The sequence below is a fragment of the Bacillus sp. Marseille-P3661 genome (assembly GCF_900240995.1).
Lineage (GTDB): Bacteria > Bacillota > Bacilli > Bacillales > Bacillaceae_J > OESV01.
Genome location: NZ_LT965955.1, coordinates 420,882 through 437,270, shown reverse-complemented (window position 1 = coordinate 437,270; position 16,389 = coordinate 420,882). Strand labels below are relative to the sequence as shown.

13 protein-coding genes are annotated in these 16,389 nt (G+C 34.0%); all 13 read right to left on the bottom strand.

The features are described 5' to 3' along the window. Window positions 1-11: 11 nt before the first annotated feature. Window positions 12-1,088 carry a glycosyltransferase gene (locus C1724_RS18850; RefSeq protein WP_102348298.1) on the bottom strand — a complete coding sequence of 359 codons (1,077 nt, stop codon included), beginning with the start codon at window positions 1,086-1,088 and terminating at the stop codon, window positions 12-14. Window positions 1,089-1,169: 81 nt separating this feature from the next. Then, window positions 1,170-2,270, bottom strand: a complete 1,101-nt coding sequence (locus C1724_RS18845) for a glycosyltransferase family 4 protein (protein WP_102348297.1) — start codon at window positions 2,268-2,270, stop codon at window positions 1,170-1,172. A gap of 132 nt (window positions 2,271-2,402) precedes the next feature. After that, window positions 2,403-3,089, bottom strand: coding sequence for a class I SAM-dependent methyltransferase (locus C1724_RS18840; protein WP_102348296.1), 687 nt, complete (start codon window positions 3,087-3,089; stop codon window positions 2,403-2,405). A 127-nt stretch (window positions 3,090-3,216) separates the two neighbouring features. Further along, a complete protein-coding gene (gene murJ / locus C1724_RS18835) occupies window positions 3,217-4,599 on the bottom strand; it encodes a murein biosynthesis integral membrane protein MurJ (protein ID WP_102348295.1) in 1,383 nt (460 codons plus the stop codon). Window positions 4,600-4,701: 102 nt separating this feature from the next. Next, a complete protein-coding gene (locus tag C1724_RS18830) occupies window positions 4,702-5,679 on the bottom strand; it encodes an SDR family oxidoreductase (RefSeq protein WP_102348294.1) in 978 nt (325 codons plus the stop codon). 1 nt (window position 5,680) lies between these two features. Beyond that, a complete protein-coding gene (locus tag C1724_RS18825) occupies window positions 5,681-7,060 on the bottom strand; it encodes a nucleotide sugar dehydrogenase (protein WP_102348293.1) in 1,380 nt (459 codons plus the stop codon). A gap of 88 nt (window positions 7,061-7,148) precedes the next feature. Beyond that, window positions 7,149-7,709, bottom strand: a complete 561-nt coding sequence (locus C1724_RS18820) for a transcriptional regulator (protein ID WP_102348292.1) — start codon at window positions 7,707-7,709, stop codon at window positions 7,149-7,151. A 218-nt stretch (window positions 7,710-7,927) separates the two neighbouring features. Further along, window positions 7,928-9,331 carry a sugar transferase gene (locus tag C1724_RS18815; protein ID WP_102348291.1) on the bottom strand — a complete coding sequence of 468 codons (1,404 nt, stop codon included), beginning with the start codon at window positions 9,329-9,331 and terminating at the stop codon, window positions 7,928-7,930. Between the two features lie 137 nt (window positions 9,332-9,468). Next, on the bottom strand, window positions 9,469-10,476 hold the full coding sequence (gene galE / locus C1724_RS18810) for a UDP-glucose 4-epimerase GalE (RefSeq protein ID WP_102348290.1): 1,008 nt from the start codon (window positions 10,474-10,476) through the stop codon (window positions 9,469-9,471). Window positions 10,477-10,536: 60 nt separating this feature from the next. Then, on the bottom strand, window positions 10,537-11,658 hold the full coding sequence (locus C1724_RS18805) for a glycosyltransferase family 4 protein (RefSeq protein WP_258000458.1): 1,122 nt from the start codon (window positions 11,656-11,658) through the stop codon (window positions 10,537-10,539). Between the two features lie 151 nt (window positions 11,659-11,809). After that, on the bottom strand, window positions 11,810-13,411 hold the full coding sequence (locus C1724_RS18800; protein WP_102348289.1) for an O-antigen ligase family protein: 1,602 nt from the start codon (window positions 13,409-13,411) through the stop codon (window positions 11,810-11,812). A gap of 19 nt (window positions 13,412-13,430) precedes the next feature. Continuing rightward, a complete protein-coding gene (locus C1724_RS18795; protein ID WP_102348288.1) occupies window positions 13,431-13,907 on the bottom strand; it encodes a tetratricopeptide repeat protein in 477 nt (158 codons plus the stop codon). Between the two features lie 187 nt (window positions 13,908-14,094). Next, window positions 14,095-16,302 carry a copper amine oxidase N-terminal domain-containing protein gene (locus tag C1724_RS18790; RefSeq protein WP_102348287.1) on the bottom strand — a complete coding sequence of 736 codons (2,208 nt, stop codon included), beginning with the start codon at window positions 16,300-16,302 and terminating at the stop codon, window positions 14,095-14,097. Between the last annotated feature and the right edge of the window lie 87 nt (window positions 16,303-16,389).

The following is a 16,389-nucleotide window of genomic DNA, read 5'->3' as shown; positions in this document are numbered from 1 at the left end:
ACTACACTTCCTTAACTATGATCAAATACCTTTGTATATTCGGCGATAATTTTAGTCACACCAAAATGTTCTGCTAGTCGGTTGACGATATCTTCTTGCGGTTTCGAAAACCACTCTTCTTCCCAGCTTAAATTATTTACAAAACGATTTTCTTGCCCCGTTAATTCGAATATCTCTCTTGTCCCTCCTGGATGGACTAAACTAACGGATGGACATTTACATGCAATTGCTTCTAGGAGGACATTTGGTAAGCCCTCGTAATATGATGAAATAATGAATAAGTCTGCATATTTTAACCAGACATATGGGTTTTCCTGAAAGCCTATAAATTGGACTGATTCTTGTATACCCATACTACGGCATTTTTCTTTTAATTGTTGTTCCTTTGGCCCCATTCCTAAAAAAAACAATTTGCTGTTTGGTTTCTTTTCAAGCAAATTTGGGAACGCTTCAATAATGCGCTCATATCCCTTTTCCTGACTTAACCTGCCGATCGCAATAATATTCACATTTTCTTCTTTCATTGGAGAGGGCCTAGGGTCCTGATTACTTTTTGCCTCTATAACCGTAATATCAACAGGATTATAGATAATGTGCATCTTTTTAGATGGGACATTAAAATTGCTCATTAAATCGTCTCTCATAAATTGAGATTGACAAATAATAAGATCCGCATTTTTATAAAAATATTTATATAATAAAGCCCATATTTTTGGGAATTTATTTGCTAATATATTTCTGGATACAATACTTCCTTCTCTAACGACCAATTTGGACTTTTTAGGAAATAAAAATTTTAGTAGGATTAGAGCAAGGTTTAAGTGACCTAATGTAGAAAAGATTACATCTGGTTTGACCTTCCAAATGGTTGATAATAGTGGATATACAGCACTTCGAACTCGTTGCACATTCAAATTAATAATCTCTATATCGTTTGGTATTTCTTTGAGGTATGTCCCCTCTTTCACTAATAATACCAGCTTCATGTCGAATTTCTCTCTGCTAAGTCTCTTCAATAAAGTCACGATCACTCGCTCTGCTCCACCACCGGACAATGATGGAATAATAAATAAAAGTTTTTTCTTCATAACTATAATAATCCCCTATAATAAATAGAAAAATTAATGATTACGTAACAAAATATCTTTTTAGCCACGGACAATTTTGTTTTATTGCTTTTTAGCTGCTTTACATACGACTTTCTCCCAAGTCTTCATAACCTCATCTAGGTCAAATTTTCTGACTGCTTCCTTTGCATTAGCAGCCAACATTTGTCTTGTTTGCTTATTGCCCATTAATTCTTTGAGTGCATCTGCTAACGAGTCTATATTTTCATTTTCAACTAATATGCCACTTTTTCCATTGTCGATGATATCACTCGGACCACTTAGACAATTCGTTGAAATCGCAGGTAATCCGCAGGCCATGGCTTCTAGTAAAGCATTTGGAAAACCTTCATATCTAGATGCCATCACAAATAAATCTGATTCTAAAAGGTATTGCTCCGGATTATGGACCCGTCCAATAAACCTAACTCTTTTTTCTACTCCTAAGTCTTTCGCAAGTTGCTCCAGGTTCTTTCTCTCAGGTCCTTCACCGACTATATTTAATGTCCAGTCCATAAATGTTTGACTACACTTGGCAAATGCTTTTAATAAGAGATCATACCCTTTTTCCCTTGATAATCTACCAAGAGCAATTAATACTTTTTCACTTTCTGCTGCTTTTTTATTACCTTGGTTAATTATAGAAACAGGGTTTGGTATGGTTGTCACTTTTTCTTGAGAGATAAATTGCTCAGCCCACGTTTTTACACTATTCGTTTGGACAATCACTTGCTTAGCACTAGGGTATAACCATCTGCGCAGCCTATCATAAACTTTTCCGACATCTTGCTTTCGAGGGTCTGATCGCTCGGAAACTATAATAGGAATAGATACCCCTTTCGTTGCCAGCAATACTAAAACATTTGTTTTGTCCATAAAACTAATGACAACGTCTGGCTTACTGCGCATAATAGCCGTACGTACCTTCATAATTCTTTGAAGATTGGTTGAGATGGATTTAACTATATTAGTAGGTTCTTCAGTAATCACACCTAGTGCAATTCTTTTGATTTTATCACTAAGCTTATAAAAATCGCTACTTGTAGTATCTAATGTTATAAATGTTATCTCCCAACCTTTTTCTACCCAATAATTAGCCATCGTTGACATAACCCGTTCTGCCCCGCCAGATGATAAAGATGAAATAACCATTGTGACCCTCATAAATCCTCCATAATTTTAATTAGTATATATAGGATTAATATTTATTATGCATCTAAAACACCTCGTAAGCAGCTATGATACTTATTTTATGAGGAAGGGAACATCCATGCTAAATAAGTTAGTCGTCTTTTACTACGATGTTTTTTTTACGCAAAAATATATATTCTCTCCTGAGCCATGTATACCAAGGTTAGATAGAATACTTTTTATCATTGCTACCGTCTTTCCTTTATAATTTAAGCTTTCCCATGTTATAAAAGATTTTTCAATAATCTTTTCGACTGTAAACGTTTTTGACAAAAGTTTATCCAATGAGACAGGGGTAAATGACTGAACATGACCCCATCTATGGAATTTGTTTGCACAACATGGACATATAACTTCTTGTGCTTTTAAATCCTCCCTAGACGGAACCGTTCCAATAAAATTACCATCTTCTTTTAAAACACGTTTCACCTCTTTTAAAGAGTCACTTATTATCTCATCAGTTAAATGCTCTATCACTTCGGACATTACAACATAGTCAAAAGTATTATCAGGGAAAGGAATTTCTTGACTATACCCCACCTTAGCCTTATTCTCATCTATGTTTAACCTGTCCCTTAAATTAGTTATGGCACTTTTATCAGGATCAAGACTATAAATATCTATACCTTCCTTTATAGCCATTATTTCAAATATTCCCCCGCCAACGCCAATATTCAAAACCTTTGAGTTAGGTTTAATATTTTTTAATAAATAAGAAAGTCTCCCTTTGCTACCTTCAAAACTTTCTATTGCTTCATTTTGATAATATTCCCATATCTTTTCTTGTTCCATTCTTTCCTCCAAATAAATATACCTAATGTTTTTAATAAGGTAGAGTAAGTACACAGAATTTTTTATGCATAGTTTAAATTTAACATTTCATTATTTTTAGAAAATAATTTACCAGTGTAAATAAAAATTATTCATTTAACTTATATTTTTCCTTTTTTATATAATGTACCAACATTATATATAAGAAAATTGACGAGAATATATAAACTATAGAGGTAGAAAGGGCGATACCTGCCACCCCAATTAATTTAATAAATATATAATTGAAAACAATATTGCATACTAGTGATATTAATGTTGACCACATTAATATTCGATTTAATAATAACGCTGACAACAATCTCACAAACAATATTCCTAATAAATAAAAGGGAGTTTGGATTAAATATAGTGCTTGTACCTTTGCAACCTGTATCGTTACTGTTTCAGTAAAGGCACCTCTTTCAAATAAAAGTCTAACAACATCCTCCGAAATAAAAATTAATAATAAAACTAAAGGTACAGTTGTTGCAATAATTAATATTGAATAAAACCTTACTGTATTGTTAATTTCGGACCATTTCTTTTTAGAAACCAAGTTAGAAAAGTAAGGTAATACAGCATTGCCAAGTGCTAAGGAACTTATACTTAATATTAAGGTAGCTACTTTATTTCCATAATTCAACACAGATACGCTACCTGACTTAAGCATAGCTGCCATTGATTGATCGACCAAGAAAGTACCACTCATTAGAAATGATCCTACAACCATCGGTACATATTGCTTTATTACTTGATCCATTCCTGGAACATTTTTGTTCCATTTTATATAAATTTTAATTCCTTTTTTCACTAACACCCAGGCTAATATAAGTAATTCAATTATCATCCCTAAGATAGTACCTATTACTAAGGCGTAAATACTAAGTAATCCTCCATTTGTTAGTAATAAAATAATGATAACAAGCGGTGTAACTACCGGCACTATTGATGTTATTGCAAATCTTTCACTAGAATTTAAAGTGGCAGAAAATATTGTAGTAACACCGCTTAATATTATACTAGGTAATAAAAAATAAAATAACGATTTCGTCAATTCATATTTTTCATAATCAAAGCCTAATGCTAAATATCTTAATGAATAAGGACCAATTGTTACTAATATTAACGATAATAATAACAAAAGAGCTGTGCTAAAAATAACGACATTATTAAATAGCTTGTTTGCAACCTCTTCTCCCTCATTTTCTCTAATTTTTATAAAAGTTGGGATAAACGCTGCATTAAATGAGCCCGCTACTACACTAATAATAAAAGTAGGGAGGAGTGTTGCAATTAAAAAAGCATCCAAATAGTCACTTGCACCCATTTGATGGGCAATTACCAAATCTTTAATTGTAGCAAATAGTTTTACTAATATCGTAAAAATGGCTATTGTCATTCCAGCTGAAAAAATACGACGATTAATTGACCTATCTTTGTTTTTATTCATTTCTAGGTTGTTAATTATCTTATTGTAGTAATTCTTCATTTTTATTTCCTTATACTTCTGATTATTTTGTTAAACATGATAAAACTAAAAAACAATAGCTCCGACATCATATATGGCTAGAACTAATGATACTAATACAAACTACTTAAGGTTCTCCTTGTACCATTCAATCGCAGCTTTTATCCCCCGTTCAAAGCTCCATTCCGGATTATAGCCAAGCAGCTCTTTCGCTTTACTAATGTCAGCGTTGCTGTGTTTAATATCACCTTTACGCTCAGGTCCAAAAATCGGTTGAATATCTTTTCCTAATGCCGAACATAACTCATGATAAATATCGATTAAATATTCTCTACCACCATAGGCAATATTATAAGCTTGTCCTGCGGCTTCCTTAGGTGCTTTACATGCCTTCAAGTTCGCTTCAATTACATTCTCAATGTAGGTAAAGTCTCGGCTTTGCTTTCCATCACCATTAATGGTTGGTGTTTCATCATTAAGCAGTTGTTTAATAAATTTTGGGATGACCGCTGCGTAAACACCGTTAGGATCCTGTCTTCTACCAAAGACATTAAAATAACGTAGCCCATACGTATCAAGGTCATAAAGTTTCGAATAAAGTTTCCCATACTCTTCATTCACCATCTTCGTAAGGGCATAGGGAGAAAGTAGATTTCCTTCTCTTCCTTCTTGCTTAGGTAAGTTAGGTTCATCACCGTATACGGATGAGCTAGATGCATAGACAAATTTCTTCACGTTATTTTGTCTAGCAGCTTCCATCATATTTAATGTACCTTTTATATTAATTTCTTCATATAGCAGTGGCATTTCAATACTTCTCGGTACACTTCCCCATGCAGCTTGATGTGAAACATAATCGATCCCTTCGCAAACACTCATACATGTGTCAAGGTCACGAATATCCCCTTCAAAGAATTCATAATTAGGATGATTCATAAATTGTTCTACATTTAGTTTATGACCTGTAGAAATGTTATCTAATCCTCTCACTTGATAGCCTAATTTAAGAATAGCCTCAACTAAATTAGAACCAATAAATCCTGCTGCACCGGTTACTAAGAACTTAGTACCCTCTTCAAACTTTAAATTCTCATACCCCATTTTATAGCCTCCAATATGCATAGCCCATGTTTTCTGCATCGTTTCGATTAAACAACCCTTTTAAGTCAATCAAAACACTGTCTTTACCAACAAATTCCGCGCCTTGCTCAGATGCTGCTGCCACTTCATTCATTGCTTCAAAATCGAAATGTGTTGATCGATACATTCCTTTTATATCTTCTAAGCTGATCGCTTTAAATTCCTCATGTGGAACAGCGAAGATAACTGCATCCATGTCTTTAATTTCTTCGACATTGCTAGGATTTATTCTATACTCTCGCCATAAATCTTCTTTATCTGCGACAGGATCCACGACTTTCACTTCTACGCCGTATTCCTCTAATTCCTTAATTACATCTACTACTTTTGTATTTCGAACATCCGGACAGTTTTCTTTAAAGGTAACTCCAAAGATCGCCACTCTTGAGCCATTGATTTGCTTATTTGTCTTGATCATTTTCTTAACCGTACTTTCAGCCACATACTTACCCATATCATCATTGATCTTTCTTCCTGACAGAATAATCTGTGAGTGGTAACCCATTTGTTCTGCTTTATATGTTAAATAATATGGATCCACCCCAATACAGTGACCACCTACAAGTCCAGGGAAAAACTTTAGGAAGTTCCATTTTGTTCCCGCCGCTTCTAACACAGCTTTAGTGTCGATCCCCATTTTATTAAAAATGATCGATAGCTCGTTCATAAAAGCAATATTAATGTCACGTTGGGCATTTTCAATAACCTTAGCTGCTTCAGCTACTTTAATGCTTTCAGCTCTATACACTCCGGCATCTACTACTAATTCATACACCTTCGCAATAATATCTAATGTCTCTTCATCCATACCAGAAACTACTTTAATAATCGTTTCTAGCCTATGTTCTTGATCCCCAGGGTTTATTCTTTCAGGAGAATATCCAACCTTAAAATCAATACCACATTTTAAGCCAGATTCTTCTTCCAAAATAGGTACACATATATCTTCCGTCACACCTGGATAAACTGTTGATTCAAAAACAACGATCGAGCCTTTCGTTAAGTTTCGACCTAGCGTACGGCTTGCTGATTCAACCGGTGTTAAATCAGGTGTACGATCTTCCTTTACAGGTGTAGGGACTGCTACTATATGGAATTTCGCTTCCTTCAATCTTGATTCATCTGAAGTAAAGTCAACCGTTGTATTCTTGATTACATCATTACCTACCTCTTTTGTAGGGTCTATACCGCTTTTATATAGATCAATTTTTTCTTTATTTACATCAAATCCAATTACATCCACTTTTTTAGCAAATGCAACAGCGATTGGCATTCCTACATAGCCAAGTCCTACTAGTGATACTTTTTCTTCTTTAGTAACGATCTTTTCAAATAAATTCATTCGTATGATTCCTCCTACAAATAGGGACTATGAATGTCCAGATTTTAAAAAAGCAAGCAGGTGAAACGTTTTAATTATTATTTTATATTTAGGCTCTTTGCGTTCCTTCACTTTCATTTACATGCCATAGTATTATGGCGCGATCATCTTGAAACTGTTCTTCTTTAATTTGCTCAAATTCCTTTTCATCAATAACTAAAGTCTTTATTTTCCGGTGAATCAGTGATTCAGATCTTTCAACTAACGCTTGTAAATACTCATGATCTACTTCACCTACAATGACTAAATCAATCACACCTGAATCAACACCGATCGCATAATCTCCCGTAATTAGGGCAAGCTCTATATTACCCAGTTTTTTTATTACGCCCTCAATTACTTGATCTATACCAAGAAACTTTTTAACGATACTATGAAGTTCTGCATATAAAATATGTTTTTGATTGGCTTGATAAAATTTTATTCTACCATCGGTTTTAGACTCTAAAAGGTCCGCTTTTGCCAAGCGATTTAACTCAACCCGAATGGCATTGGTCGATTCACCAAATTCCTCAGCAAGACCTCGAAGGTAACCTTGGGTATTTGGATTCAGAAAAAACTTTAACAATAATTTTATTCTTGTCTTTGAAGTTATTAAACTATCTAACAAACTAGCCACTCCTTATTATGATGCCTAGAACTTTAGAAATGGGTATTGTTAACTTATTAATCAGACATCTACAAATGACTTTTACGAGTAATATTTTTACTCAATTCATCTAAAATGTCAATATACTGGAATATATTACTCTGCTAATCTAAATAAATAAAAAAATTGGTAATCTTAAAGGTTACCAATTTTTTAAAAAAGATATATCAGTTTCTAATTTATTTTTTTGTACTAGCAATCTCATTAAATCCAAATAGCTGTATTAATTCATCTCTACTAGTATCGTCTTCCTCTACTCCTTTTGCCTGCTCAAGTTGTAGAACAACACGAATGGTTTGCAGTAATATTTTTATGTCTAAAGCAAAAGAGTAGTTGCGAATATACATTAAATCAAATCTCAGTTTATCTTCAACTGTTGTACTATACTTAGCCATTACTTGGGCCAGTCCAGTAATTCCAGGTTTAACTGTCATACGATATTTATAATTAGGCATATCTTCTTCAAATTTTCTAATAAAGTAATCACGTTCAGGTCGTGGACCTACAAGACTCATCTCACCTTTAAGAACATTGATGATTTGTGGTAACTCGTCTAATCTAGTTGCCCGAATAAAATGACCAATCGGGGTGATTCTAGGGTCCTTATCCGTTGCCAACACTGGGCCAGTCTGTTTCTCAGCATCATTTATCATACTACGAAACTTGTAAACATTATAACTAGTACCATTTCTTCCAACACGCTCTTGTTTGAAGATAGCAGGTCCTTTTGAAGTTAATGGTATTAGTATCGTTAACAGTAGCATGATTGGGCTTGTCACTATTAATATTAACAGAGACACTATTAAATCGAACGTTCTTTTTACGAAGCGCTGACCCGCCGATAACATCGGCGGTCTAATCGATAATACAAGCATATCATCAATTTGCTGCGGCTCTGCGTCTAATAAAAACAGCTCGAACAATTCAGGGACAAGAATAACTTCAATACCATAATATGAGCAGTAACTAATGATTTCACCTTTGTCACTTTCTTTTAAATTAGGGCTAATCAGAATAGCATCAATTTCAGCTAATTTATCTTTCATATTTTTACGATCAGCAATGGGTAAAAACCCTTTTACATTAAACCAACCATTCGTATGTTTTAAAAATTTGTTCGCTAGCTTAAGTCCACTATTTAAATCTTCGGCAATGATCAAAATATCTTTACTGCCGTACAATTTCTTGGAAACACTCCAAATAAGTGATCTAGCCATCACAATACCTGCAAGCTGTAGAAGAAATGAAATAAATACAACACTGCGTGCAAAAATAAAGCTAGGATAAAAATATGTTAAAGCCATAGAGAAGATCAAAACAAATAATAATGATAACATAATGGAATAAACTAAATTATGATAGCTTTTGCGCTGCCAATTGGTATATAAATCAAACATATAAAACGTAACAAATGAAAGACCACTAATCCATGGTAACAACTGTGTATATGAATAAATGGAGCTTTCAATACCAGAGAAATATATTCTAATATTAAAGGCAAAATAAAAACCTAAATTTATGATCATTAAATCCATTAAACCAATTATGACCGTTGAAAATTTCGTTCTTGAATTAGTACGCATAATAAGCAGCACTCCTTAACATACTTAAATTCCTTGCCTATTATACCATATTTACTATCGTACAGGGATGTAAAATATTAGTTAAAATAGAACTTTAGACTTATTTTATATGATATGAAAGCTTCGTTTTCACTCTCTTAATACCCATTTGGGTTATAATGCTGCCACCGCCATGCATCCAGGCACATTTCTGTGATCCCTCGCTGTGAAGTCCAGCCTAGTTCGTATTTCGCTTTCGTAACATCCGCATAACAAGTCGCGATATCTCCAGGACGACGTGCAACGATTTTATACGGAACTTTTTTTCCCGAGACTTCTTCAAATGCTTTTACTAATTGTAAAACACTATAGCCGCTACCCGTTCCAAGATTGTACGTAAAAACACCTGTTTCATACAATAGCTTTTCAAGTGACTTTAAATGACCTTCAGACAGGTCGACAACATGAATATAATCTCTTACACCTGTTCCATCCACTGTTGGATAATTATCTCCAAAAACTTTAAGATAGTCTAACTTACCGATCGCAACTTGTGTAATATATGGCATTAAGTTATTCGGTATACCATTTGGATTTTCACCAATTAAGCCACTTTCATGGGCCCCAATTGGGTTAAAATATCGTAATATTGAAATACTCCATTTATTATTGGAAACATAAAGATCACGTAAAATTTCTTCAATCATTAACTTTGAACGACCATATGGATTGGTTGCTCTAATTGGTGATTCTTCTGTAATTGGCACAGATTCAGGTGTACCATAGACTGTTGCCGATGAGCTAAAAACCATTTTACGAACATTGTGCTTTTCCATTACTTCACATAGTACCAATGTACCAGTCATATTATTATGATAATAATGAAGGGGCATTTGCACAGATTCACCTACAGCTTTTAAACCAGCAAAATGAATAACTGCATCTGGTTGATGTTTTGCAAACACGGAATCCAATTCAACCTTATCTAATAAGTTAACCTCGTAGAACTTTACATCTTTCCCAGTAATGCTCTTTATGCGGTCTAAAACCTTTCTATTGCTATTTGATAGATTATCCACAATTACGATATCATAGCCAGCTTCTACTAACTGGACACATGTATGACTGCCTATATAACCCGTACCACCTGTGACAAGGATCTTCATTACAGCACACTCCTTGAAAACTATACTTTACTAACAACTGATGATAGCGTTTGAAAAAATTCAATCCAAAAACTTTCTATAAATGGAATCCACTTCTTGGATCACATCGTCTAAACTATAACGTTTTACTTTTTCTCGAGCATGTTGTCCCATCTTTTCCCTTAACTCTGGATGTTCAATGAGTTGTAGGAGGCATTTTACTAACTGTTCATTATCCCCTATTTCTACGACGAAACCGTTCATACCATGTTCAATTAAATCACGTGAACCACGGACATTTGTTACAACAGCTGGTTTACCTGTGGCCATTGCTTCCATCATACTTTTAGGCAGACCTTCACGCAGTGATAATAATGTGACAATGTCACTGGATTGTAGAATATTCGAAACATCGCTTCTAAAACCTAGAAAGTGTATATTATTTAGTCTATTTTCATGAACAAAGTTTTTTAGGAATTCTTCATCACTACCATTACCAACTAGTATAAAATGTGTATGAGGCTGCTTAGCTAATATAGCTCTCCAGTTGTTTAATAAGAACAAATGATTCTTATTTTTATTTAGCTCCGCTACACATGTGATAATGACATCTGTATCAGGTATAGATAATTCTTGCCTTAGCTGCATTGCAGTTTTACTGGTAAATATTTCTGTATCTACCCCAACACCATGTGTTAGAAAAACGGTCTGACCTTCTTTTAACCCCATTTTTTTAGCTGCGGTTAAATCTTCCTCGTTGATCACGATTAAGCCATTTGTCCATCTAACTGCGATTTTTTCCATGGTGTAATAGATCAGGTTGGTAATAAGCTTTCCTCCTTTATAAAAATGGAACCCGTGTGCTGTATAGAGAATGATTGGCTGCTTATATCGTTTCCCCATAAGCCTAACTAAAAATGCTGCAATGGGAGTATGTACATGAATTAGGTCAAAGTAATGCTGGCTGAAATACTGTTTCATCATACTAATGGACTTTAATATTTGAACAATATTAAAAGGAGACCTAGGAAAAGGAATATCCAAGCAAATAACTCCTAATTCTTCGATCTCTTCTTTTCTTCCGTGATCCGGATTCGCTATAGCATGTATTTTATATCCCTGTTGTTGAAGTAGTTTCATAAATGGTTTATGAAAATTAGCTAAGTGCGTATAGACTGTTGCAGCAAATAAGATTTTTTTCATTTTGTTAACCACACTTTTACATATAATTAAAGTTTTCATTGAAATTCGTTTATATACAATAAATGTAGAGTTATTAGGAAATAACTCTACATTTATTGTACTCATCAAAAAACATTGTAACCAACGTTTACTATTTAATTTTATACTACTTTTAACTATTGTTTTCGGTTTGTTCTTCCATATTTGTTGTTACAGATATCAACACACCCAAAAGTATCCAAATAATCACAGAAATACCAATGACAGAATCATTAAATAACCCTTGAATTAGGTAAGCAACAAGCGCTACCGCTATACTATACACAATACTTATTTGTTTAGTATCCATTGTTTTTCTATGTTTTATGAAAAACTTTATTAGATGTACAAAAAGCACTATTATAAAAGCTAAAAATGCTAGTAATGTCAACAACCCTGAACCATATAATAGACCTATAAAAATATTATGGGGTTTATCCACTATTACTGAATGTGTACTAAGATTTGCTATCTTTTCTGGATCTTCCTGCGGAAAGATAAAAGGTAGTGTATCTAATCCATATCCTAATAAAGGTTTATCTTTTACTAATTCAACGGTTTTTTCCCAGATGTATACACGACCTGTACCTGCTCCCCAAGCTGGTTCAGGTAATTCTTCCAATGCATAACCACTTTCCGATTGAATTTCATCATTTGAAACGATAGATTTTCCTTGTTCAGTATTGCTATCCGTGTGGATCGTATTTTCACTTTCTGCAGGGATAAAAAAACCAAGCGTTTCATTCCAAATTGCAGGATTATAAAAGTACATCCCACAATAAATAATAATCATTCCGACAAAGAAAAATAGTACTTTCACTGGTTTCTTTATACTATTTTTAAATAGGAGTAATGCAAGAATTAATGTAATTGGAAATGTTGCTATTAATGTTAAAAAGCCGCTTGTAGAAAAGCTTGTAATGACTAACACAAACCCTAACAGAGCAAAAATATAATATATAAAGCTAGCCAAGAATCGGCTTTCAAATAAGCCTAGGTAAAAGAATAAAACAGTTATGATTGCTCCAACACCACTGACATAGTTCGGGTTTGATAAGGTCGATAATATTTTTGAATCACTGTTCATGTTTGCACCTTCAATAGATGAAAACAGAAAATCCTGAACCCATTTAAAATCTAAGATATTAACGCCGAAGAAATCAAGTAGAATTAAGGTTGTATTGATCAATATAAATGGAATTAGCATATAAAAGAGCCACTTCATTTTGTCTTTATTAAAGACTATATTTGCAGCAATAAATGCTAAAATAATATAACAAAGATAGGTTATTGCCCCTTCATATCTTGTATACATTCCATGAAGAGCAATCGTTTTATATGGGGAGAATAACAATGATAGTAAAATAAAAACAGCTAATACCCCGAATATGATGTTAAACATTGTGGGTTTCAATTGATTATTAAGAAATAATAATTTATATAGAAAGATTAATACGGTTCCTATCGTGAAGATAACTAATGAAACATACTTATAGAAGTCGAAAAGATTATATTTTTCTCCAGTTTGAAGTGATGCTGCTAAATCAATTTCAGGACTTATAAATAATCGAACACTTGAAAACATGATGATCGGTACTACTAATAATATAATGCCAAACATTATAAAAAGTAATTTATCAACTTTACTAGATTCGAAAGAATCTTCTTTCGTATCTCGATCTAACTTTATGCTATATGATTTGTCGTATGACTTGTATCGTTTCTGATAATACATCCTTTTTAAACCTCCTTCTTTAAATACTATTTAGAACCTTAGTAATTTCATTTGCTTCTTTTTCTTGTCCAAACTCAGTGAATAATTCTCTTGCTTTTAACAAATACGCCTTGCCCTTTTCCTTCTCATTTAGCTGCAAAAGAGTTTTACCATATTCAGAGCAATAATCTGGATCTAGTTGAAAAAAAGGAAACTTTTCAATCGCTTCTTCATACAAACGAGCTGCTTCTTGATAATCATCTAACATAACATACGCTTTAGCCAATGAATAGCTAATAGTATAGTTATCTGGATACTTATCGTATAACTGTGTCAGCATGTTTTTACTTCTTTCATAGTCTTCCTCACTTAATAAATTAAGGGCCGTACTGTAAGTCTTAAAATCATCTAAAAACACTTCGTTTTGGTTTTTAGCTTGTGTATTACTGATTATAATAATGAGGATAATAAAACCGATCATTGCAAAGAAAATATAATTTACTAAACTATTTCTCATACTCCTACTCCTTTAATATTAATTCCAAATAGAGAACAACATTAAATGCACGAACCTCTAAATTTTAATTTATTTATACTATTAAATCAAGTGTTTACATACTAACAGATTGCCAATAATCTCCATAAACGCAGAAAAGAACCTCATATAGAGGTTCTTTTCATTATTATCTAAGTGTTAACTTAAATTATTTTACTGTTACTGTTTGATCAGCTTCGTTCCAGTCAACGTTTGCACCTAAAGCTTGACCTACAAAACGAACAGGAAGAACTGTACGGCCTTCTTTAACTTGTGCAGCAGCATCCATAGAGATTGATGCACCGTTAACTTTTAATGCCTTGCTACCAGCAGTAAGTTGAACTACACGGTCGCCTTTCATAATTGTAGCAGTTTGAGTTGCTTGATCCCAAGTGATGAAATCTGCACCTACAGCTTCAGCTACATAACGGATTGGCATGTAAGAACGTCCACCTTCGATGAATGGAGCAACATCCATAGTCTTTTCAACGCCATTAGCAACATAAGTTGTAGCGCCAACTGTGAATACTACTTCACCAGCAAGACCTTTACCTTCAGCTGGAGTTGCAACGCGAGCGATAACAACTTTAGCAGCTGTGTCATCATTAGCAGTGAAGTCTGCAGTATTGTTTACAAGATCTCCACCTTTGATTGATAACTCGATGTTTCCTTCTGGAACATCACGGTAAACGCGTAGGCTTACGTCTTTAACTGTGATTTTGCTAGCTTTAATAGATTGTGCATCAACATCGAATGTTACTGTGCTCTTATCAGAACCCCAGTTTACATCGTCAAGGTCTAAGTCGCCATCAACTTCAAGAGTAGGAAGTTTTTCGAAGTGTACGCCTTCTGGTAATACTAATTGAACTGTACCAGATGTTGTGTTTAAGAAAGCTTCTTTAACAGACTCTGTGATTTCGATGTCAGCAACTTTTTGTGCTCCAAGACCGATGATAACATCATTAGCCTTTTCAACTGTTGCAGTTACAGCAGGCTTAGCTTCAGCAATCTTAACTTCGCCTTCAACACCTGCAGTACCAGAGATCTTAGCGATAACATCGCCAGTGAATCCAGCTTTTGCAGATACTTTCAATCCTTTGATCTTAAGTTCAGCAGCTTTTGAAGATTGACCACTAACTGTTAAAGTTAACTTGTCTTTAGCTGAAGAAATTGAAGTATTTCCATTTAATGTTACACCGTTATCAGTGATTGTGTTAGTGTCAACATCAGTAAATTTAACGCCGTCTGGTAATTCGATAACTACTGTTCTACCAGCAACTAATGATTCTTTAATTGATTCTTTAATAGTAATATCGTTTACTTTTTGATCAGTTTGACCAGAAACTACAACTTTTTCATCATCTTTAGCTGAGATAGTTGTTCCAAATTGACCGTAAGTTCCAACTTTAATTTCAGATACACCGATATCAAAACCTTCTGCATCGATATCAGCAATGATTTCGCCGTTTTTAGCTAGATCTTGATCATCTACTAAGAAACGTAAGTTTGAGATTTCGAAGTTTGAAGATACAGTTGTATCAGTTGTGAATTCAATTTTTAATACTCGCTCATCACTTTCAGGAGTTACAGTGAATTGACTAGTTGTGAAAGTATCACCATAGACTTTGCTGAAACCAATGCTTGAATTTGATGCTGTAGTCCACTTGTAACCAGCTGGTAATTTAACTTTAACATAGTCGCCAGCCTTGATAGATTTTAAAGAATCTTCTTTGAAACCTAATTTGAATTCAAATGTGCTGTTGTGTGTATCTAATGATCCTGAAGTTACAGTAACTTTATCTTCATCTTCACCAAATACGTTAGCAACAGTTACATCGCCTGTTGGAAGACCACTGTTAGGTGATGCTGATAATTTAACTTTATATTCACCAGATGCTACATCTGTCATATCTAGATTTTTAAGTTCAACATATAATACAGCTTCGCTTGTATAAGCTACATCTGTGTTGAATTGAATTTTAACTTTCTTTTCTTCTGCACTTACAGAAACATCTGTAGATGCTGTGAATGTTGAATCTTCGTTAAGTTGAAGGTCAACAGTTGGTTGTGTAGTTACTCCAGATGGAGATTGAGTAGTACCTACTGTACCTACGTTAGCAGCACCAACTGTACTGAATCCTGCGATCTTAGCGTCACCTAAATCTAAGATTAATGTTTCACCAGATGTTCTAGCTCCACCAGGAACAACGATCTTAACTACACCAGTAGTTTGAGCAGTTGTAGCCTTTACTGTTGGAACTGTTAAAGATGAGATTGATGCTGTGCTAGCTGCTGCGTCAACTGAAGATACTGCTACAGGAGCAACTACACCAGCTAATAATGCTGCAGAAGTAGTGATTTTTAAACCTTTATTCATGTTTCTTTTCCTCCCTATGATTGGTTAAAATTTTTATATTTTCACTAAACCAAATTGGCAAATTCATCACGTGCGATATATACTATT